Source organism: Nonomuraea sp. NPDC049625, assembly GCF_040675285.1.
Classification (GTDB): Bacteria; Actinomycetota; Actinomycetes; order Streptosporangiales; family Streptosporangiaceae; genus Nonomuraea; species Nonomuraea angiospora_A.
Genome location: NZ_JBFAOQ010000008.1, coordinates 249291 through 269069, shown reverse-complemented (window position 1 = coordinate 269069; position 19779 = coordinate 249291). Strand labels below are relative to the sequence as shown.

Below are 19779 nucleotides of genomic sequence, written 5' to 3'. Positions count from 1 at the left end.
CGATACGGTTGAAGGCATGGACATCAAGGACACAGCCCGGCCGGTCGATGGCGCGAACATCTCGGCGTTCCTCCGGTCGCTTCCCGCCCAGCCCCTGCTGCTCGGTCTGGGCGAGGCCAGGCACTTCGTGGGGGAGCTCGGCGAGTTGCGCAACGAGATCTTCCGGCATCTGGTCGAGCACGAGGGCTACCGGTCGTTCGCCATCGAGAGCGACTGCCTCATGGGCCTCGTGGTGGACGACTACGTGACGACGGGCGCGGGCACGCTCGACGACGTCATGGAACGCGGCTTCAGCCACGCCTTCGGCACGTCACCGGCCAACCGCGAGCTCGTACGCTGGATGCGGGCCTACAACGAGGAGCATGATGAGAAGCTCCGGTTCTTCGGGTTCGACGGCCCTCTGGAATACTGGGCGGCGAGCCCCCGCCAGGCGCTCACCGGCCTCCACGACCTCCTCGACGGCCCGCTCCTGTGCGGCAGGGAAACCCTCGACACGCTGCTGGGCCCGGACGAGCGGTGGTCGAACGAGGCCACCGCCATGGACCCGTCCCAGTCGATCGGCCAGTCCGCCGACGCCCAGCGGCTGCGGCTGATCGCCGACGACCTGCTGGCGGCGCTCGACACGCAGGCGCCGCAGCTGAGCGCGGAGGACAGGGAGCGGGCGGAACTGTACGGGCGCACCGCCATCGGCCTGCTCCGCTACCACTACTGGATGGCCGACGCCTCCCCGGAACGGTGGGCCCGGCTGTCGGCGCTGCGGGACGCGACGATGGCCGCCAACCTGCGCGCCATCGCCGAGAACGGCCCGGCCCTGGTCTTCGCCTCCAACCTCCACCTGCAGCGGAACAAGACCTTCATGCCGTTCGGCGACCAGCAGCTGGAGTGGTGGAGCGCGGGGGCGATCGCCGAGACGCACCTGGGAGGCCGGTTCGCCTTCCTGGCCTCGGCCTTCGGTACGGTCGGCGACGACATTCCGTCCCCGGACACCGTCGAGGGCATGCTGTCCACGCTCCCGTGGGGCCACTCTCTCATCGACGCCCGCCGCCTGGCCGAGGCCGTCACGAAGCCCGCCAAGCGCGTCTCCGATGATTTCGCCTATTTCCCGCTGGACCCGGCCCAGCTCGACACGATCGACGGCGTCGTCTTCCTCAAGCAGGCCGTCAACCTGAAAAAGCTGGGCTGACAGGCGCGGCCTGCCCGTTGATCACGGCAGGCGCGACGACCCGGTCGCGGGGCAGCACGCGGACGCCGGATCCGTGCCGGCGTCCGCGCGGCAGGCTCCACCGGTTCTCATGGAGTTCTCAGGTGGATTTTGTGGCACTTTGAGCTCAGTTTTATGACTATGGGGCGATGGAGCACGTGCCGCAGGAGGCCGATGCGGCCGAGGCTCGGGGAGCCGGGGCCGGGAGGGCTCGGCGGTTCGTCGTCGGGGGCGGCGTGCTCGTCCTCGTGGCGGCGCTGGCGTACTGGCTGGGCAGCAGCGGCGGGAACGGCGAAGCAGCCGCGCCCAGGCCGAGCCCGACGCCGACCCCCAGCGCGACGCTCACGACGGCGGAGGTCTTCGAGAGGGTAGGGCCGTCGGTGGTGGTCATCCAGGCCGGGAAGTCGCTCGGAACCGGCGTGATCGCGGCCGAGGACGGGACGATCCTGACCGCGCACCACGTCATCAAGGGCACGAAGGACGTCAACCTGACGTTCGCCGACGGCACCAAGGCGAAGGCCGTGGTCGTGTCGTCGAACCCCAAGCGCGACGTCGCGGCCCTCAAGCCCGCGAAGCTGCCGGAGATCGTCGTCCCGGCGACGCTCGGCGGCGCCGTGGCCGTGGGCGCGCCCGTCGTGGCGATCGGCAACCCGCTCGGCCTGACCTACAGCGTCTCCACCGGCGTCGTGTCGGGCCTGAACCGGACCACCGAAGAAGGCGACCGCGACCTGGGCGGGCTCATCCAGTTCGACGCCTCCGTCAACCCGGGCAGCTCCGGCGGTCCGCTCCTGGACGCTCGCGGGCTGGTCATCGGGATCGTGGTCTCGATCGCCGACCCGGGCGGCGACGAGGCGTTCGCCGGCATCGCGTTCGCGGTGCCGATCGGCGTGGCCCTGGGCGGCGGTGACGGTGACGGACCGCTGGGCGAAGGACCCCAGATCTGACCGGACACATCTCGAGAAGGAAGACGATGACCTCGACCAAGTCCCCCGAGTCGGCTCATCCGCTCGAACAGGTGCTGTTCGAGGTCAAACGCACGATCGTCGGGCAGGACGTGCTGCTGGAGCGCATGGCCGTCGCGTTGATCGCCGACGGCCACCTGCTCGTCGAGGGCGTGCCGGGCCTGGCCAAGACGCTCGCGGTGAGGTCGCTGGCCGCCGCGATCGCCGGGAGCTTCCAGCGCGTCCAGTTCACCCCCGACCTGGTGCCCGCCGACCTCGTGGGCACGCGGGTCTACCACCAGCACTCCGGGGAGTTCAGGACCGAGCTCGGCCCGGTGTTCGCCAACCTGCTGCTGGCCGACGAGATCAACCGCGCCCCCGCCAAGGTGCAGAGCGCCCTGCTGGAGGTGATGCAGGAACATCAGGTGACGATCGGCCGTGAGACGTTCCGGGTGCCCGAGCCGTTCCTGGTCATGGCGACGGAGAACCCGATCGAGTCGGAGGGCACCTACCCGCTGCCCGAAGCGCAGGTCGACCGGTTCATGATGAAGGTGGTCGTCGACTATCCGACGCAGTCCGAGGAGCAGGCGATCGTCGAACGCGCGCTGCGTCCGCCGGAGCCGCCGCAGGCGATGGTGACCGCCGAGGATCTGATCGCGATGCGGGCCCGCGCTCAGCAGGTGTACGTCGATCCGGCGATCGTCGACTACGCGGTCCGGCTGGTCGCCGTGACGCGTTCGCCCGCGACGGCCGGGCTCGGCGAGCTGGAGCGGTACGTCACCTACGGGGCGAGCCCGCGGGCGTCGATCGCGCTGGTCACGGGCGCCCGGGCGCTGGCGTTCCTGCGCGGCCGCGACTACGTCCTGCCGCACGACCTGTCCGAGCTCGCGCTCGACGTGCTGCGCCACCGCCTCGTGCTGTCGTACGAGGCCCTCGCGGACGACGTCGACGCCGACACGATCATCACCAGGGTGCTCGGGGCCGTCCGCGCGCCCGACGTCGTCCTGCAGAACCGCTGAGCCGCCATGGCCACCGCCCCCGAAAAGCTGCTGCTCCGCCTGGAGTGGAAGGTCGTCCGCAGGCTGGACGGCCGGCTCCAGGGCGCCCACCGCACCGCGCACCGCGGCTCCGGGATCGACTTCACCGGGTTGCGCCCCTACGGCGACGGCGACGACGCCCGGCACATCGACTGGAACGTGACCGCACGGCTGGACGAGCCGCACCTGCGCGTGTTCACCGAGGACCGCGAGCTGACGGTGTGGCTCGTGCTCGACCGGTCGGCGTCGATGCTGGCGGGCCGGCCGGGGCGCGGCAAGCACGACGTGCTGGCCGAGCTCGCGCTCGTCCTGGCCCGGCTGTTCGGCCGGGGCGGCAACCGCGTCGGCGCCCTGCTGTTCGACACGGGGATGCTGCGCGTCGTGCCGCCTGGCACCTCCCGGCGGCACGCGCTGCGGATCGGCGCCGAGCTGGAACGCACCGCCGGAACGGCGCGTGGTGGCACCACCACCGACCTGGCGGAGATGCTCGATGCGGCCGGACGGCTCGCGCGCCGCCGCGCGCTCGTCGTCGTGCTGTCGGACTTCATCGGCGAGGGCGACTGGGAGCGCTCGCTCCAGCGCCTGGCCCGGCGGCACGAGGTCGTCGCGCTGCGCATCGTGGACACGGCCGACGACGTGCTGCCCGAGGCCGGGCTGATCGTGGTCGAGGACGCCGAGACCGGCGAGCAGCTCGTCGTCGACTCCGCCGACCCGCTGTTGCGGGTGCGCTTCCGGGAGGCCGTCGACGCCCGCGACGCCCGGCTCGCGGCGGGCATGCGCCGGGCCGGGGTGCCCGTACACCGCGTCGACACCGACCGCGACCTGGCCGAGGCGCTCGTCGAGGTCGTCGCCCGAACCCGGGACCGATCGCCATGACCGAGCCTGTCGAGCACGGCACCCTCATGACCCTGTCCTCCCCGCTGCTGCTGGCCGTCGGACTGATCGTCACGGCGGCGCTCGCCTGGGCGGCCGTCGTCTCGGCGCGCCGCCGGACGGCCGCGCTCGCCGCCGCCGGCGTCGCCGTACCGGGCGCCCGGCGGGCGTACCTCGGCAGCGGCCTGACGATCGCCGGCGTCGCCGTACTCGCGGTCGCCACCGCCGGACCGGCGGCCATGGTGCCGGTCCCGCGGACCGCGGGCACCGTCATCCTCGCCATCGACGTCTCCAACAGCATGGGCGCCGACGACGTCACGCCCACCCGGCTGGCGGGAGCGCAGCGGGCGGCCCGCGCGTTCGTGGCGGCGCAGCCGGACAGCGTCGACATCGGAGTCGTCGCGTTCGCGCGGGGCGGGCTCACCGCCGCCCGTCCCGATGCCGACCACTCCATCGCGCTCAAGGCCATCGACCGGCTGAAGATCACCGGCAGCACCTCGCTGGGGACGGCCATCACGGCCTCGCTGACGCTGATCACCGGCAAGCAGGTGGCCATCGGCCGCGACGGCGCCGCGCCCGACGTCGGCTACTGGCCGTCGGCGACGATCGTGTTGTTCTCCGACGGCCAGAACCAGGGCGGGGCCGGCGATCCGGCCGTCGAACAGGCCGCCGCCGTGGCCCAGAAGGCGGGCGTCCACATCCACACCGTCGGGGTCGGCACCACGGCCGGGGCGACGGTGCAGGTCGACGGCTACCGCCTGCAGACCTCGCTGGACGAGGACGCCCTCACCTCGATCGCGCAGGCCACCGGCGGCGCCTACCACCCCGCCTCCGACACCGCGCGGCTCGACGGGATCGCCGACACGATCGATCTGCGGCTCACCGTCTCCGACGAGCCGCTGCCCCTCGCCGGCGCCCTGATCGGGCTCGCCCTCGCGCTGCTCACCGCCGGAGCGGCGCTCACCGTGCTCCGGTCTGGACGGGTGATCTGAATGTCGTTGTCATGGCCGTGGGCGCTGCTGTCCGTCCTGATCATCCCGCTGATCTTCGCCATCCGCTGGTGGGCGGGGCGCCGCCGACGGCGGGCCGCCGTGCGGGTCACCTCGATCGCGCTCGTACGCAGCGCCCTGCCCGGCCGTACGCGCTGGACGCGGAAGATCCCCGCGGCCCTCTTCATCGCCGGACTCGCGCTGCTCGCGGTCGGGGCCGCGCGACCGCAGGCGTCGGTGCCGGTGCCGATGACGTCGGCGACGATCCTGCTCGCGCTCGACACCTCCGGCTCCATGTGTTCCACGGACGTCGACCCCAACCGCATCACCGCCGCGAGGAAGGCCGCCGCCGACTTCATCGAGTCGCAGCGGGGCGGGCCGCGCATCGGCCTGGTCACCTTCGCGGGCAACGCGGGGCTGCTCGTGCCTCCCACCGACGACACCGACTCGCTGATCAAGGCGCTGGACGGCCTCACCGTGTCCCGCGGCACCGCGATCGGGCAGGCCATGCTCACCTCGATCGACGCGATCGCGGAGGTCGACCCGTCGGTCGCCCCCACCGGCGCGAACCCCACCGACGGCGGCGGGGCAGGCTATGCCGGGGCCGCGATCGTCGTGCTCACCGACGGCGCCAACACCCAGGGCGTCGACCCGCAGACCGCCGCCCAGGAGGCGGCCCTGCGCCGCGTCCGCGTCTTCACCATCGGCTTCGGCACCACGAACCCGGCCCCGATGGTCTGCGACAACTCCCAGTTCGACGGCCGCGGCTTCGGCGGCTGGGGCGGCGGCTTCGGTGGCCGCGGCGGATTCGACCGCGGCCGCAACGTCCGCATGATCGACGAGCCCGCACTCAAGCAGATCGCCCAGACCACCGGCGGCTCCTACCACCGCGCCGAGAACGCCGGCCAGCTCCAGAGCGCCCTCGACGCCCTGCCCGGCACCTTCACCGTCATCCACCAGCGGGTGGACACGGCCGCCGCCTTCGCGGCCGGCGGCGCCGTCCTCATCACCGCGGCCCTGTCCCTGTCCCTCTGGTGGAACCGCCCCCGGACCACTGATAGGCCTCGTCGGTCCCCGTCGGCGTCATGAGGCGAGGACGGCGGCGGTGGCCGGCCAGCCCTCGCGGGCACTGGGGTAGCGCGGGGCCCAGCCCGTGGCCGCGCGGAAGCGGGCGTTGCTGACCCGGAGTGAGCGGGTCAGCGAGGTGAGGCGGTGGCCGAAGAGGTAGGCGGCGCGGCCGGGGACGCTGAGCCACAGGCGGGTGTCGGCGGCGCGGGCCAGCGTGTGAGCGTACTCCCGCTTGGTCAGCGGCTCGTCGTCGACGACGTTGTACGTGCCCGCGGGCGCCCCGAGCGCGGCGACGACGGCTTCGGCGGCGTCGGTCAGATGGATGGAGGACACGTAGCCGTCGGGGTGACCGAGCACCATGCCGACGTGGTGGCGTGCCTGGGCGTACATCTCCTCGCTGTGCGCGGCCCCCGGCCCGTAGAACCAGCCGAACCGCAGCACCACGCCCGCGCCGCCGCCCTCCCGGCCGAAGCGGTGCGCGCTCGACTCGGCGGCGAAGTTGCCCCGGGTCATCGGGTAGTGATCGACGGGCGCGTCCTCGTCGATCCAGCGCGCGCCCTGGTCGCGGTAGACCATGCTGACCGATTCCTGGACGACCCGGCCGACCCCGGCGGCCAGCGCGGCGTCCACGACGGCGGCCGAGCCCTCGGCGCGCACCCGGTTGTTCTGGCGGTGCGCGGTGACGCTCATGAACTTGCTCATCGGCGGGATCGCGCTGGCCAGGTTGACCACCGCGTCGTGCCCGGCGAAGGCCGAGGCCAGCGCCTCGCGGTCGAACAGTGACACCGTGACGGGGGCGGCTCCCTGGCTGCTGAGGTCGGCCGCCTTCCCCGGCGTGCGGGCAAGAGCGGTCACCGTGTGCCCCGCGGCGAGCAGGGCAGGGACCGTGTGGCGGCCGATCGCGCCGGTGCCGCCCGTGATGAACACTCGCATAGAAAGAGAGTACTCTCTCACTATGGCGAGATCGACCCCGGGGGTCACCCGGCAGCGGCTCATCGACGAGGCGGTGCGGCTGTTCTCCACCCGCGGATACGCCGAGACCTCGGTCGCCGACATCCAGGCGGCGTGCGGGCTGACCACCGGCTCGGGCGCGCTCTACAAGCACTTCCCGTCGAAACGGGCGCTGCTGGAGGAGGCCGTGCGGCAGAACATGGAGGCCGTCGCCCGGCGCGCCGCCGCGGCCACGGCCGAGCGGCCGGCGGACGCGGACGGGCGCGCGGCGCTGGAGCGCATGGCGCGGGTGGTCTGGGAGTCGCTGGAGAGCGACCGCGATCTCATCCGCATCATGCTGCGCGAGTACGACGGGTTTCCCGATCTGTTCGAGCGCATGTGGGAGGGGGTGCTGGCCGGCGTGTACGCCCAGGGGGCCGCCTGGATCGCCGCGCAGAAGGAGCTGGGCCGGGCCGACGTCGACGATCCGGAGGCGGCCGGGGCCGTGCTCCTGGCGTCCCTGACCTACTATCCGCTGCTCCGGGCCATGATCGGCCACACTCCGGGCGGTCTCGACCCGGAGCGGTTCCTCGCGGCCTGGGTCGAGACCGCCGCCGCCACCCTCCGGCTGCGCTGACGGCGGTCGCTGCGCGCGTGCGGCATGCCGGCGATCTCCTCGAAGCGCTGCCGCGACTCCGCCGCTCCCACGTCGCGGGCAGTCCCTACGTCACTGGCGGCGTTCCCGGTCCCATTGGTCGAGGAGCTTGGGGAGCTCGCGGCCCATGAAGGCGTACATGTCGCGCATCAGCTCCAGCCGGGCCCGGCGACGAGCCCGCCCCGCTCGAGCTGCCCCAGCGCGCCGCTCATGCTGCTCTTGGCCACACCCAGGCTCTCGCACAGCCCGGGAGCGTCGGCGGAGTAACCCGGGTCGGCCAGCAACAGACCGCCACCGGCCACCCCGACTGGTGGCCCCCCGCGCGATTACATGGCTTGCCATATACAATAGATGGCAAGCCATGTAATCCGTCGTCGAGGAGTCGCCATGAAGGCCAGGCAGATCCGTACGATTCAGCGCGCCGTCCACCTGATCGCCGGGCTGGCGATCATCGCTTACGTCTACCTGGCGCCGCCCGCCGACTCGCCTGCCCATGTGGCGATACGCTGGGTCATCCTGCCCGTCCTGCTCGCCTCGGGCGTGGCCATGTGGCAGTGGCCGCGCATCCGCCGGCTGATCCGCGCAAAGGAACGTGTGTGACCTCGTTGCCCCGGCAGTCGTCCCTCGGCTACCAGATCAACCACCTGGCCAGGCTGCTCGGCAACGGGTTGCGGGTCAACATCGCCGACACGGGAGTGACGCCGGGGCAGTTCGCGCAGTTGCTGGCCCTGTTCGAGGAGGACGGGCTCACCCAGCAGGAGCTGTGCGAACGGGTGAGGATCGACCAGTCGACGATGGCCCACACGCTCAAACGCATGCAGCGTGACGGGCTGGTCGTCCGGACCGCCGACCCGCAGGACCGGCGGCGCTCCCACTACCGGCTGACCGAGCGGGCCCGCCAGATCCAGCCCGAGCTCACCCGGGGCGCGCGGGAGGCCAACGCCCGCGCGCTGCGGGGGATCGACCAGGAGGAGTTCGACGCGTTCATGCGCACGCTCGACCGCATGATCGCGAACCTGGAGGAGAGCGACCAGCGGTAGCCGCGAGCGCCCCGTGAGTCACATGATCGCGAGCTGGCCCCCGTCGATGACCAGCTCCGTGCCGTGGATGAAGGCGGCGTCGTCGGAGGCCAGGAAGGCGTAGCCGGCGGCGACCTCCTCCGGCAGCCCCGCCCTGCCGAGGGGGATGTGCTCGCGCTCGTACGAGGTGACGAAGTCGCCCGCGAGCCCGGCCGAGATCGAGGCGTTGAGCGGGGTCTGGATGTAGCCGGGGCACAGCGCGTTGACGCGGATGCCGTGCGTGCCCAGCTCGACGGCCATCGTCTTGGTGAGCAGCAGCACGCCGCCCTTGGAGGCGTTGTAGTGGGCGTAGTCGGCCTCGCCGCCCAGCCCGTTGGTGGAGGACATGTTGAGGATGACCCCGCCCGTGCCCTGCTCCACCAGGTGGCGGGCCACGGCCTGGGCGACGAGGAACATGCCGCGCAGGTTGACCGCGATGATCCTGTCCCAGTGGCCGGGCGTGATCTCCAGGAACGGCTCGCGCCAGGCCGTACCGGCGTTGTTGATCAGGACGTCGAGGCCGCCCAGCGCCGCGATCGCGCCCGCCACCAGCCGGGTCACGTCGGCCTCCGCGCTGACGTCGCCGGCGAGCCCGTGCACCTCGCCCAGCGCGGACAGCTCCGCCACCGCGCCGTCCACCTCTTCCCGCTGAAGCCCGCCGAGCACGACCCTGGCCCCTTCCTCCAGGAACCTGCGGGCCGTGGCGGCGCCGATGCCGCTGCTCCCGCCGCTGATCAGCACCCGCTTGCCGGCCAGTCCCCGCATGATGTCCCTTCCTTCGTCAGCGGACCGCGCCGCGGGCCGCGACGCGGAGTTCGGTGGTGACCTGCCCGTTCTCGACGCCGGGGACGGCGGCGATCTCGGCGACCAGGTCGGCGGTGGGACGGCCGGGCGGGCGGCCCAGCCGGTGCTGACCCGTGTCCACCTCCACCAGCACTTCCACCGGCGGGCCGCCCAACCGGCCGAGCCCGGCGGCCACCTCGGGGGAGTCGAGGCTGACCCGTATCCTGGCGCGCTCGCGCAGCGCGGCCAGGCGGCGCAGCTTGGGCTCTCCCCAGACGGGAAAGGCCAGCAGGATGTCGTCGATCCCGGCGTCGGCCATCACCTCGGCCTCGCCCAGCTTGGCGCAGGTGATGCCGCCGGCCCCGGCGTCGAGCTGCATCCGCGCCAGCTCGGGCATCTTGTGCGTCTTGACATGGGGCCGCAGCCTGACGCCGTGCTTGGCGGCCGCCTTGGCCATCTCCATGATGTTGGCCCTGACCGCGTCGAGGTCGATGACGAGCGCCGGAGTGTCGAGTTCGGGGTACATCGGTGGACCGCCCCTTCGGGAGATTTCCCCGAAAATAGCACTGATTCCGAATCGTGCACCAGCGTTCCGAGATATGAAACTGCGCTCCCTCTTGACAGCGATCTCGCTTCCTGGTGTTCTGGCACAGATTTGGAACTTCATTCCGCATCACAGAATGAGGAGCGAGGCATGAGAGTCGGCGTCCCGTGGGGGCGGCGGCCCCGGCCGGGGGCGCCCGGCCACCGGCTCGGCGGGCCGGCGGCGGACCTGGAACGTTACGACGCCGCCCGGTTCGCCGCCCTCCGCCACGCCGACGGGTCACACGCCGCCGCGCGGGGCTGCGACGAGCGGCCGGCTTGCGTCGGATGGACGTCCTGTGGTGGGCGAGCAGGATCCGGTGGGCGGCGTGGCTGCGGCAGGTGGTCGGGCTCCGGTGGGCGGCCGGCTCACGCGGTCGGCGGTGGTCGGTGGTGCGGTGTGGTGGTCGGCCGGTCGTCGGTGCGGCTGCGTGGCGTGGCCGCTGATGAGCCGGGCCGGTCCTCGCGGGCCGCCGTTACGGCGTGCGGGTCGGGATGTGGCGGTGGGTCGCCGTTACCTGCACGGCTTGTACGGCTTGTCGAAGAGCGAGTAGTCCTCGGGCTTCTTGAGGGAGTTGAACTTCAGCGTCTTCGACTCGGCGCAGAAGCTCGCCGGCGCGGTCCCGTACTCCACGTGGAAGACGGGCTTGCCCGCCTTGACGAAGACGCTCAGCTCGGAGCACTCGTCGAACTGGAAGCACTCCTCGTTGACCGCGTAGTCGAAGGACGGCACCAGCTCCTCGGCCTGGCTGAGGTCGTTCTTCAGCGCCACCGACAGGCCCCGGTCGTGGGCCAGGCCGGCCAGCGCGCGGTTGTAGACGAGCTGGGTGGCGGGGGAGACGGTCCAGCCGGTGACCGACTTGCCCTCCTCGTGGGCGTTGACGACGTCGAACTCGACCCCGTCGAAGCCCGCCTGGACGCACTTGTCGACGCGGGCCGCCATCATCTTCAGCAGGAAGTCGCGCTGGCCCTTGTCGTTGTTGATGTTCGCCCAGCGCTCGTTCGGGAACTCGGCGCTGAAGGGCTTGCCCAGCAGGGAGTTGCCGTTCTTCTTGTGGAAGTCCACGAACTGCTGGTAGTCGGGCCGGAAATCCTCGATCGAGCCGGCGTCGATGTAGCAGATCGCCTTGGCCCCGCGGGCGTGGATGGCCTTGACGGCCGCCGTGTTGAGCGTCCTGTTGTCGCCGGCGACCTCCTCGGCGGCGTACAGGTCGATGTCGAAGACGGTCGGCCGCACGCAGGCGCCGCCGCTCTGCGGGACCCCGCAGATGTCGACGTTGACGCCGCCGGTGGCGGCGTAGGCCTTGCTGCCCTGGAGCTGGTACTGCCAGCGGCTGTCCACCGGCGGACGCCAGATCGTCGCCGACGCCGCCTGGGCGGGGGGCGCGAGGAGTGTCGCGGAGGCCGGTATCAGGGCCGTGGCCACGGCGAGCCGGGTTAAGAGTGTCCGGAGGTTCAATGCATTGGTCCTTCCGCGATACGGAATGCTATTCCGTAATAAGGGAAATCCATGGCTAACGAGGCGATCGATCCGATCTTGATGTTGAGAATCCCATAAGAGCAGACACCTCGCCAGCGATATCCGCCAAACCATCGTTTTCCGAATGATGGAATCCTGGTCTGCATGGTGGATGCGTGGTTATACTCACCCGCACGCAGCGGGCCCATGCCCGCCGTGCTCAATGGAGGGAAACAGCCCCATGGCACGCATCGTGTTCGTCGGCGCGGGCAGCGTCGAGTTCACCAAGAACGTCCTCTCCGACATCCTGACCTTCCCCGAGCTGGGAGAGTCCACCCTTGTCCTGCACGACATCGACGCCGAGCGGCTGGCCACGGCCGAGGCCATGGCGAACTGGATGGTCGCCGAGCTCGGCCTGGGCGCCAAGGTGGAGGCGCACCTCGACCGGCGGGCCGCCGTGGACGGCGCCGACTACGTGATCAACGAGATCGCGGTCGGCGGGTACGCGGCCACCCGCGTCGACTTCGAGATCCCCCGCGGCTACGGGCTGCGGCAGACGATCGCCGACACCCTCGGCGTCGGCGGCGTCTTCCGCGCGCTGCGGACGATCCCGGTGATGGTGGCCCTGGGCACGGACCTGGCCGAACTGGCGCCGCACGCGCTGCTGCTCAACTACACCAACCCGATGGCGATGATCCCCCGCGCCGTCTATGAGGGGACCGCGTTCAGGAACGTCATCGGGCTCTGCCATTCCGTACGCGACACCCAGGCCCGGCTGGCCTCGCTCGTCGAGGTGCCGGAGGAAGAGGTGTCGTTCGTCACCGCCGGGGCCAACCACCAGGCGTTCGTGCTGAAGTTCGAGCACAAGGGCAGGAACCTGTATCCGGTGCTGGACGAGGTCATCGCCCGTGACCCGGAGCTGCGCCGTACCGTGCGGGTGGAGATGTACCGCCGGTTCGGTCACTTCCCCACCGAGAGCAGCGAGCACGGCTCGGAGTACCTGCCCTGGTTCCTGCACCACGACGACCAGGTGGAGCACTTCCGCATCCCCGTCGAGATCTACCTGCGGTGGTCGGCGGAGAACCTCGGCACGTACGAGGAGACCAGGCGGCGGCTGGCCGCCGGGGAGGGTGTCGAGATCGCCCCCGCCGGGGAGCTGGCCTCGGACGTCATCCACTCCATCGAGACCGGCACCCCCAGGGTCGTGCACGGCAACGTGCGCAACGGCGGCCTGATCTCCAACCTGCCCGACGACGCCTGCGTCGAGGTGCCGTGCCTGGTGGACCGGGCCGGGATGCGTCCCACCCGCATCGGCGCGCTGCCGCCCCAGCTCGCCGCGCTGAACCGGACGATCCTCAACGTCGGCGAGCTGACCGTGCGCGCGGCGCTGGAGGGCCGCCGCGACCACGTCTACCACGCCGTCATGCTCGACCCGAACGCCTCGGCCACGCTGACGCTCCAGCAGATCCACGACCTCGTGGACGACATGATCGCCGCCCACGGCGACCTGCTCCCCGAGGGCGTCCGATGAGGCGCGCGCCCGTCGCCGCCGTGCTCCTCGCCCTGGCGGTCACCGGCTGCTCGGGCGGCGGCCAGGAGCAGGCGGCCGGCGGCCCCGTGGAGATCACGATCTGGCACGGCCAGGAGGACAACTCGGCCAAGTCGATCGAGAAGCTGGTCGCGCGGTTCAACCAGAGCCACCCCGACGTCAAGGTGAAGACCGAGTCCGGCGGGGCCACCGCCGACGGGATGCTGCCCAAGCTCACCGCCGCGCTGGCCTCCGACGCCTATCCCGACATCGCCTACCTGTACGGCTCCTGGGCCCCCAACATCGCCAGGAACCCCAAGACGGCCGACCTCACCGAGGTCGTCAAGGACCCGGCGATCAACTGGCAGGACTTCTGGGCCAGTGAGCGGGAGTCCGTCACCGTCAACGGCAAGGTCATCGCCTTCCCCGCCGTGGTCGACAACATGGTGGTCCTCTACAACAGGAAACTGCTGGCCAAGGCCGGCGTGGAGGCGCCTGGACCGGACTGGACCTGGGACGACTTCCGTGCCAAGGCCAAGCAGGTCACCAGCGCCAAGGACGGCGTCTTCGGCGCCACCTGGCCGATCAGCGGCGGCGAGGAGGCGGTCTGGGGCCTGTGGCCGATGCTCTGGCAGGCCGGCGGGGACATCCTCACGCCCGACCACAAGAAGGCCGCCTTCAACTCCGCCGCCGGCCGGCAGGCGCTCGGCAGGCTGCGTGACATGGCCGTGGTCGACAAGTCGGTCTACCTCGACTCCAGCCCGGCGGAGAAGGGCCAGAAGCTGTTCGAGTCGGGGCGGCTCGGCATGTTCATGACCGGTCCGTGGGTGCTGCCCGACCTGCAGGCGGCCAAGGTCGACTACGGCGTCGCGCAGCTGCCCGGCACCGACGGCAACCACGAGACGATCTCGGGGCCGGACAACTGGGTGGTGTTCGAGCACGACGAGCGCCGGGTCAAGGCCGCGGCCACGTTCCTGGCCTGGCTGACGGCGGCCGAGCAGCAGCTGGAGTGGATGGGCGACACCGGCTCGCTGCCGATCCGCGAGTCGATCACCAAGCTGCCCGGCTATAAGGACTATGTCGCGAAATATCCGGGCATTGAGGTGATCTCGGCGAACCTGGCCAACGCCAAACGGGTCCGGCCGCCCACCACCCGATACCCCCGGGTCTCCGCCTTCGTGGCCGAGGCCATCGCCCAGGCGCTGCTCGGCAAGAGCGACGCCAAGACCGCCCTGGACCAGGCGGCCGGCAAGGCGGACGCCGCGCTGGCCGTACCGGGATCATGAGCAGCACCGCGCTCAGCGCCGCCCGCACCGGGCACCGGCAGCCCCGCGACCGGCGCAGGCTCGGCGACAGCGTCGCCGGCTGGTCGTTCGCGGGCCCCGCCTCGCTGGTCATCCTCGGCTTCTCGCTCGTGCCCATGGCCTGGGCGCTGGCGTTGTCGTTCACCGACTCCGACCTGATGACACCGGGCACGAACGTGGGGCTCGCCAACTACCGGGCGCTGCTCGACGACCCCGTGTTCCTCCAGGCGGTGGCCAACACCGGGCTGCTGCTGGTGCTCTACATCCCGGCCTCCCTGGTCACCGGGCTGGTCGTGGCCGTGCTCCTGAACCGGAAGGTCCGCGGGATCGGGTTCTACCGGACCTGTTTCCTGGTGCCGTACATCGTCTCGGCCACCGCCACCGGGCTGCTCATGGGTTACATCTTCGACCGCGACTTCGGGTTGATGAACGGCCTGCTCGTCAAGCTCGGGCTGCCGGTGCAGGGGCTGCTGAGCGACCCGTCGCAGGCCATGCCGGTGCTCACGCTGATCTTCTTCTGGACGCGGTTCGGATTCGCCGTGGTCATCTACCTGGCGGCCATCCAGGAGATCAGCAAGGAGGTGCTGGAGGCCGCCGCGATCGACGGAGCGGGGTCGTGGACCACCTTCAGGCACGTCATCGTCCCGTCGGTACGGCCGATGACGATCTTCCTGACGGTGTGGGGCATGATCGACGCGCTGCAGTTCTTCGACCTGGTCATGACCACCACCAAGGGCGGCCCGGCCAACGCGACCGTGACCATCGTCTACTACGTCTGGCAGCTCGCCTTCACCTTCAACACCGCCGGGTACGGCGCGGCCGTGGCGTACGTGCTGTTCGCCGGCACCCTGGTGCTGATCGTCACGGGCCTGCTGATCGCGCGGCGGAGGGGAGCGACCGGATGAGATGGCCCAGCAAGTGGCACCTGGTGCTGGTGCCGATGTCGGCGGTGGTCGTGCTGCCGTTCGTGTGGCTGCTGCTCAGCTCCGTCATGACCCAGGCCGAGCTCAACCGGTTCCCGCCGGCGATCTGGCCCGAGGCTGTGGACCTGGGCGGCTACCGCACGGTCGTCGAGCGCTCGAACTTCCCGCGCTGGTTCCTCAACAGCGTGATCGTCTCGGGCGCCATCGTGGCGGCCCAGCTCGTGCTGTGCAGCATGGCCGGGTACGCCTTCGCCAGGATCAGGTTCGCCGGCTCCAAGACGGTGCTGATCCTGGTCATCGCGACCGCGCTGATCCCGTTCCAGCTCACGGTCATCCCGACGTTCCTGATCTTCAGCGAGGCCGGGCTGACCGACACGCTCGGCGCGCTGATCGTGCCGTCGCTGGCCTCCGCCGTGGGCATCTACCTGATGACCTCGTTCTTCCAGTCGTTCCCCAAGGAGCTGGAGGAGGCCGCGCGGATCGACGGCTGCTCGCGCTTCGGCGTGTTCTTCCGGGTCGTGCTGCCGGTGGCCAGGCCGGCGATGGCGGCACTGGCCGTGATCACGTTCATCACGGCCTGGAACGACCTGTTCTGGCCGCTGGTGGCGATCAACTCCGAGGCCAACTACACGGTGCAGGCCGGCCTGACGACCTTCCAGGGCCAGCACCGGGCCGACTGGCCGGCCATCATGGCGGGCACGGTGCTGACCACGCTGCCGGTGCTGGCCGTGTTCCTGTTCGGCCAGCGCCGTTTCGTCCAGGCGCTGACCGGCGCGGTCAAGGGCTGAGGCCCCGGTACGGGCCAGCGGGGAGCCCGGTGAAGGCTGTCGGGACCGCCGCGCCCGCGCGCGTCAGGCCTGCTCGGCGACCGCCTGCCGCAGCTTCTCGCCGATCTCCTCCATCCTGGCCGGCGACATCCGGTCCTTGAGCGCCGTCACGCTCACCGCCGCGACCGGCGCGGTCCTGCCCAGGAAGACGGGGACCGCCACGCAGCGCACGCCCGGCTCGTTCTCCTCCAGGTCGAGCGCGTAGCCGCGTGTGCGCACCTGGTCCAGGTGGGTGGCCAGCTTGGCGGGGTTGGTCATGGTGTTACGGGTCCTGGTGGCCAGCGGGCCGTACCGGGCGGCCCACGCCTTGACGGCCTCGTCCGTCGGGTACGTCCAGGCCAGCAGCGCCTTGCCGACGCCCGTGCAGTGGGCGGCGTTGCGGCCGCCCACCACGGACGTCATCGTGATCGTCCGCACCGCCTCCACCTTGTCCAGGTAGACGACCTCGCCGCCGTCCAGCATGGCCATGTGCACCGTCTCGGCGAACTCGTCGCTCAGCCGCAGGAGCAGCGGCCGCACCAGGCTGCGCAGGTCCATCGTCTCGTAGAACCTGAAGGCCGTGGCCAGCATCTCCGTGCCGAGGAAGTACGGCCCGCCGGGCTCCGGCTGCGCGGCGAACCTCCGGTGCTTCAGGGCCCCCAGCAGCCGGTGCAACGAGCTCTTGGGCAGGCCGAGCCTGGTGGCGAGCTCGTCGAGCGTAACGCCTCTGCTGTGTTTGCCGATCTCCTGCAAGATCAGCAGCGCGCGATCGACGCTTCCCACCGGGGACTGCCCGTCCGCCACTACCTTCGCCTCCCTGTTCCGCTTCATGGAAGGCTATCGCGTATCGCGGAACCGCTCCAGTCAGCGGGTGTCGCCGGGCGGGGTCGCCCATCCGCCGTACTCGTAGCGCGTGTACCGGCCTCCCTGATGGGGCTCGGTGTAGGCGCCCAGCTCGGCCGCGAAGTCCTCCGCGTCGTCCATCGGCCGGTATCCGAGCGCGCTCGCCGCCGCGTTCTGCGTCCACCACGACCGCGTGTTGCGCGAGACGCCGTAGACGACCACGTGTCCCGAGCCGGGCGGCGCGGTCAGGCAGGCGCCGTAGAGCCGCGCCGCGTCGTCGTGGCTCAGCCAGGTGTGCAGGTGGCGCGGTTCGGTGGGCCGCTCCTCGAAGGAGCCGACGCGTACGGAGATCACGTCGAGGCCGAAGCGGTCGGCGTACAGGCTGCCCAGCGCCTCCCCGAACGCCTTGGCCGCGCCGTACAGGCCGTCGGGCCGCACCGCCTCCTCCCCGTCGAGGGTCGCCCCCGCCGGGTGGAAGCCGGTGATGCGGTTGGAGCTGGTGTTGACGACGAGCCGGACGCCCTCCCTGCGGCACGCCTCGAAGACGTTGTAGACACCCTCCAGATTGGGGCCCTTGATCGCGTCGAAGCCGGCCTCGTCGGAGACGCCCCCGAGGTGGATCACCGCCTCGGTGCCCCGCACGGCCGCCCGCACCTGGTCGAGGTCCAGGAGGTCGGCCGGCGCGAACTCCTCGTGCGCGGCGAGCGGGCCGACGTCGCGGAGGTCGGACAGGCGCACCCGCGCGATCTTCGGCAGCAGGGTGGGCCGCAGCACCTGGCCGATGTTTCCGGCGGCTCCGGTCACGAGGACGTGCTCGGGGAGTCTGGTCATGTTGATCACTTATCCATGGTTTCCGGGATGCGGGTGGCGATCTGCTCGCGGGCGTGCTCGCACTCGGCGAAGCTGTGCGGGCAGGCGAGGGCGTGCTCGACGAGCTCCTTGGCGGCCCGGGCCCGCGAGATGCGCCGTTCCAGCTCCTGAACGTGGTGGCGCAGCAGATCACGGTGGTCCATCGGATCGGCGGCGGACAGCAGCACGCGCAACTCGCCCAGCGTGAAGCCGGCCTCCTTGCCCATCAGGATCAGCGCCACCCGCTCGAGATCGCGCTGCCCGTAGGCACGCTGACCACCCGCGCGCCGCGCGGGTGCCAGCAGGCCCATGCTCTCCCAATGGCGCAGGACATGCGTGTCCAGGCCGAACCGCTCCGCCAGCTCTCCGATGGCCATCCCCTCGCTTGACTTCATGTGTACATTAACCGGCACGGTTGCGGCATGATCAAGCCGACCGTTGCGATGACGCGGGTGGTCAACTCCTGCGTCCTGCTCGAACTCGACGGCCACGCCGTCCTCACCGACCCCTGGTTCACCGAACGGTGGTGGCTGCGCCGTGGCGAGCCGCTGGGCCTGCGCGTTCGCGACCTTCCCCCGCTCACCGCCGTCGTGGTCACCAACCTGGCCACCAACCACTGGGACCTGCGCGCGCTGCGCCGCTTCCCGGCCAAGGACACCACACCGCTGTACGTGCCCACGCGCGGCATGGCCCGCCGGGCCCGAGCCCTCGGATTCCGGCGGGCGGAGCGCCTGACGTGGGGGCGGACACTCGACCTCGCGCCCGGCCTGTCCATGACGGTCGTGCCGTCCGGGCGGACCCTCGTATGGCCCAACAACGCCTATGTCTTCACCACGGCGGGCGGCCGGGTCGTCTTCTTCGGAGGGGAGGCGGGGGAGGTCGCGCCGCTGGAGCGACACCGGGCCGATCTGGCCCTGCTGCCCGTGAACGGGCTGCGCCCCCTGTTCGGGCCCCGCCTGGTGATGGGGCCGGAACAGGCCGTCGCGGGGGCGTCCGCGCTCGGCGCCGAGGTCCTGGTCCCCGTGCACGACGCCCATGGGCACGACCCGCTGTCGCGGCTGTTCCGCACCGGCGGCACCGCCTCCGACGCCGTGGCCCTGGCGGGTCCGGAGCTGCGCGTGGTGGACCTGCCGACGGGCAAACGGTGGGAACTCGGCACGAGTGCCTGATCCGTCCGGTGCTCCCGGGACGGGTGCGGCCGCACGCGGCGGCGCATCTGGGCGCCGGCTACCGGCTGGAGTTCGTGTCCGACGCCGGGGAGGCGGCGTCGCCACCGCCCTGCTCCGCCACCGCGGGGCGGGCCGGCCGGCGTCTCCCCGGCGGATCGAGCAGACCCAGCCGGCGCGCGTTCAACGCCACGTGGATCGCGGCGGGGGCCACGACGATCGAGCCCAGCGTGTCGGTGGCGTAATGCGCTCCCAGGTAGACCCGCGCCAGCATCTGGACGGCCACGAGCACGAAGCCCGCCGCCAGCACCGGCCGGTGGAAGCGGGTGTGCCTGACCAGGGTCGCGACGGCGATCACGATCGACAGGGTCAGGCACACGTGGCCGCTGGGGAAGCTGCCGGAGCCGAGGCCGTACACCAGGGAGTCGGAGACCGGGGGCCGGGAACGGGCGACGACGGTCTTGAGCACCCAGCTGACGCCCCACCCGGCGGCGATCATCACCAGCACGCGCCCGGCGGCCCGCGGCCGGCCCGAGACGGCCACCCCCACGACGAGGGCGGCGGCGAGGAGCGGGCCCATGACCGTGCCGAACCCCACGTTCAGGACCTGCGCCACCGCGGTCGGCCACGGGCTCCGGAGCGACTGGACCCCGTCGCTCACGGCGGCGTCCACGGCGGTCCACGCGGGCGTACGGGCGGCGAAGCCCATCACCGTGCCGAGAACGAGGAGCGCCACGGAGACCGGTACCGGGAACCCCGCTCTGTTCGACCTCATGGTGGAACG

23 protein-coding genes are annotated in these 19779 nt (G+C 71.4%); 14 read left to right on the top strand and 9 right to left on the bottom strand.

All coding sequences use genetic code 11. The annotated features are described in order from the left end of the window. Nucleotides 1-16 precede the first annotated feature (16 nt). From AB0J87_RS33255 to AB0J87_RS33230, 6 genes are all read left to right on the top strand, one after another. Nucleotides 17-1183 carry an erythromycin esterase family protein gene (locus AB0J87_RS33255; RefSeq protein WP_363971524.1) on the top strand — a complete coding sequence of 389 codons (1167 nt, stop codon included), beginning with the start codon at nucleotides 17-19 and terminating at the stop codon, nucleotides 1181-1183. Nucleotides 1184-1350: 167 nt separating this feature from the next. Then, on the top strand, nucleotides 1351-2145 hold the full coding sequence (locus AB0J87_RS33250) for a trypsin-like peptidase domain-containing protein (RefSeq protein WP_363971522.1): 795 nt from the start codon (nucleotides 1351-1353) through the stop codon (nucleotides 2143-2145). A gap of 26 nt (nucleotides 2146-2171) precedes the next feature. Then, complete coding sequence (locus AB0J87_RS33245) at nucleotides 2172-3161, top strand: MoxR family ATPase (RefSeq protein ID WP_363971520.1); 990 nt, start codon at nucleotides 2172-2174, stop codon at nucleotides 3159-3161. A 6-nt stretch (nucleotides 3162-3167) separates the two neighbouring features. Further along, nucleotides 3168-4055, top strand: coding sequence for a DUF58 domain-containing protein (locus AB0J87_RS33240; RefSeq protein ID WP_363971518.1), 888 nt, complete (start codon nucleotides 3168-3170; stop codon nucleotides 4053-4055). Continuing rightward, nucleotides 4052-5044, top strand: a complete 993-nt coding sequence (locus AB0J87_RS33235) for a VWA domain-containing protein (protein WP_363971516.1) — start codon at nucleotides 4052-4054, stop codon at nucleotides 5042-5044. Before AB0J87_RS33240 ends, AB0J87_RS33235 begins: the two co-directional genes overlap by 4 nt. Continuing rightward, nucleotides 5045-6130, top strand: coding sequence for a VWA domain-containing protein (locus tag AB0J87_RS33230; protein WP_363971514.1), 1086 nt, complete (start codon nucleotides 5045-5047; stop codon nucleotides 6128-6130). Here the strand turns inward: AB0J87_RS33230 and AB0J87_RS33225 are convergent. Next, nucleotides 6125-7042, bottom strand: coding sequence for an NAD(P)-dependent oxidoreductase (locus tag AB0J87_RS33225; RefSeq protein ID WP_363971512.1), 918 nt, complete (start codon nucleotides 7040-7042; stop codon nucleotides 6125-6127). The genes AB0J87_RS33230 and AB0J87_RS33225 overlap by 6 nt on opposite strands. Before the next feature lie 22 nt (nucleotides 7043-7064). Between AB0J87_RS33225 and AB0J87_RS33220 the strand changes: the two genes are divergently transcribed. Further along, the gene (locus AB0J87_RS33220; protein ID WP_350727325.1) at nucleotides 7065-7676 is read left to right on the top strand and encodes a TetR/AcrR family transcriptional regulator; all 612 of its coding nucleotides are present in this window, start codon (nucleotides 7065-7067) and stop codon (nucleotides 7674-7676) included. Nucleotides 7677-7843: 167 nt separating this feature from the next. Here the strand turns inward: AB0J87_RS33220 and AB0J87_RS33215 are convergent, their stop codons facing one another. Then, the gene (locus tag AB0J87_RS33215; RefSeq protein WP_363971509.1) at nucleotides 7844-7978 is read right to left on the bottom strand and encodes a helix-turn-helix domain-containing protein; all 135 of its coding nucleotides are present in this window, start codon (nucleotides 7976-7978) and stop codon (nucleotides 7844-7846) included. A gap of 103 nt (nucleotides 7979-8081) precedes the next feature. Between AB0J87_RS33215 and AB0J87_RS33210 the strand changes: the two genes are divergently transcribed. Beyond that, complete coding sequence (locus AB0J87_RS33210; protein WP_350727326.1) at nucleotides 8082-8294, top strand: hypothetical protein; 213 nt, start codon at nucleotides 8082-8084, stop codon at nucleotides 8292-8294. Beyond that, nucleotides 8291-8734: a MarR family transcriptional regulator gene (locus AB0J87_RS33205; RefSeq protein ID WP_363971507.1), complete on the top strand. Its 444-nt coding sequence runs from the start codon at nucleotides 8291-8293 to the stop codon at nucleotides 8732-8734. The genes AB0J87_RS33210 and AB0J87_RS33205 overlap by 4 nt, the downstream gene beginning before the upstream one ends. Nucleotides 8735-8752: 18 nt before the next feature. Here the strand turns inward: AB0J87_RS33205 and AB0J87_RS33200 are convergent, their stop codons facing one another. From AB0J87_RS33200 to AB0J87_RS33190, 3 genes are all read right to left on the bottom strand, one after another. Further along, a complete protein-coding gene (locus AB0J87_RS33200; protein WP_363971505.1) occupies nucleotides 8753-9517 on the bottom strand; it encodes an SDR family oxidoreductase in 765 nt (254 codons plus the stop codon). 16 nt (nucleotides 9518-9533) lie between these two features. Beyond that, nucleotides 9534-10061 (bottom strand): alanine racemase, encoded by a 528-nt coding sequence (locus AB0J87_RS33195; RefSeq protein ID WP_363971503.1) that lies wholly within the window; start codon nucleotides 10059-10061, stop codon nucleotides 9534-9536. Nucleotides 10062-10631: 570 nt separating this feature from the next. Beyond that, the gene (locus AB0J87_RS33190; protein WP_363971501.1) at nucleotides 10632-11576 is read right to left on the bottom strand and encodes an endo alpha-1,4 polygalactosaminidase; all 945 of its coding nucleotides are present in this window, start codon (nucleotides 11574-11576) and stop codon (nucleotides 10632-10634) included. 241 nt (nucleotides 11577-11817) lie between these two features. On the opposite strand from AB0J87_RS33190, the gene AB0J87_RS33185 reads away from it, so the two are divergent. Genes AB0J87_RS33185 through AB0J87_RS33170 form a run of 4 tightly spaced genes read left to right on the top strand, consistent with a single transcriptional unit; the run spans nucleotide 11818 to nucleotide 16119 of the window. Further along, nucleotides 11818-13107 (top strand): alpha-glucosidase/alpha-galactosidase, encoded by a 1290-nt coding sequence (locus AB0J87_RS33185; protein ID WP_363971499.1) that lies wholly within the window; start codon nucleotides 11818-11820, stop codon nucleotides 13105-13107. Further along, nucleotides 13104-14390, top strand: a complete 1287-nt coding sequence (locus AB0J87_RS33180; protein WP_363971497.1) for an ABC transporter substrate-binding protein — start codon at nucleotides 13104-13106, stop codon at nucleotides 14388-14390. The genes AB0J87_RS33185 and AB0J87_RS33180 overlap by 4 nt, the downstream gene beginning before the upstream one ends. Next, on the top strand, nucleotides 14387-15313 hold the full coding sequence (locus AB0J87_RS33175; RefSeq protein WP_363971495.1) for a sugar ABC transporter permease: 927 nt from the start codon (nucleotides 14387-14389) through the stop codon (nucleotides 15311-15313). The genes AB0J87_RS33180 and AB0J87_RS33175 overlap by 4 nt, the downstream gene beginning before the upstream one ends. Next, entirely contained in the window at nucleotides 15310-16119 is an 810-nt protein-coding gene (locus tag AB0J87_RS33170; protein WP_350727334.1) for a carbohydrate ABC transporter permease, read from the top strand. The genes AB0J87_RS33175 and AB0J87_RS33170 overlap by 4 nt, the downstream gene beginning before the upstream one ends. A gap of 63 nt (nucleotides 16120-16182) precedes the next feature. Here the strand turns inward: AB0J87_RS33170 and AB0J87_RS33165 are convergent, their stop codons facing one another. The 3 genes from AB0J87_RS33165 to AB0J87_RS33155 are packed head-to-tail and all read right to left on the bottom strand — an operon-like array spanning nucleotide 16183 to nucleotide 18224. After that, nucleotides 16183-16968, bottom strand: coding sequence for an IclR family transcriptional regulator (locus AB0J87_RS33165; protein ID WP_363971492.1), 786 nt, complete (start codon nucleotides 16966-16968; stop codon nucleotides 16183-16185). Nucleotides 16969-17001: 33 nt separating this feature from the next. Continuing rightward, on the bottom strand, nucleotides 17002-17811 hold the full coding sequence (locus tag AB0J87_RS33160; protein ID WP_363971490.1) for an NAD(P)-dependent oxidoreductase: 810 nt from the start codon (nucleotides 17809-17811) through the stop codon (nucleotides 17002-17004). 5 nt (nucleotides 17812-17816) lie between these two features. Further along, a complete protein-coding gene (locus AB0J87_RS33155) occupies nucleotides 17817-18224 on the bottom strand; it encodes a MerR family transcriptional regulator (protein WP_363971488.1) in 408 nt (135 codons plus the stop codon). Nucleotides 18225-18251: 27 nt separating this feature from the next. Between AB0J87_RS33155 and AB0J87_RS33150 the strand changes: the two genes are divergently transcribed. Beyond that, nucleotides 18252-18998 (top strand): MBL fold metallo-hydrolase, encoded by a 747-nt coding sequence (locus AB0J87_RS33150; RefSeq protein WP_363971486.1) that lies wholly within the window; start codon nucleotides 18252-18254, stop codon nucleotides 18996-18998. Nucleotides 18999-19056: 58 nt separating this feature from the next. Here the strand turns inward: AB0J87_RS33150 and AB0J87_RS33145 are convergent, their stop codons facing one another. Next, nucleotides 19057-19770 carry a phosphatase PAP2 family protein gene (locus AB0J87_RS33145; RefSeq protein ID WP_363971484.1) on the bottom strand — a complete coding sequence of 238 codons (714 nt, stop codon included), beginning with the start codon at nucleotides 19768-19770 and terminating at the stop codon, nucleotides 19057-19059. Nucleotides 19771-19779: the final 9 nt, after the last annotated feature.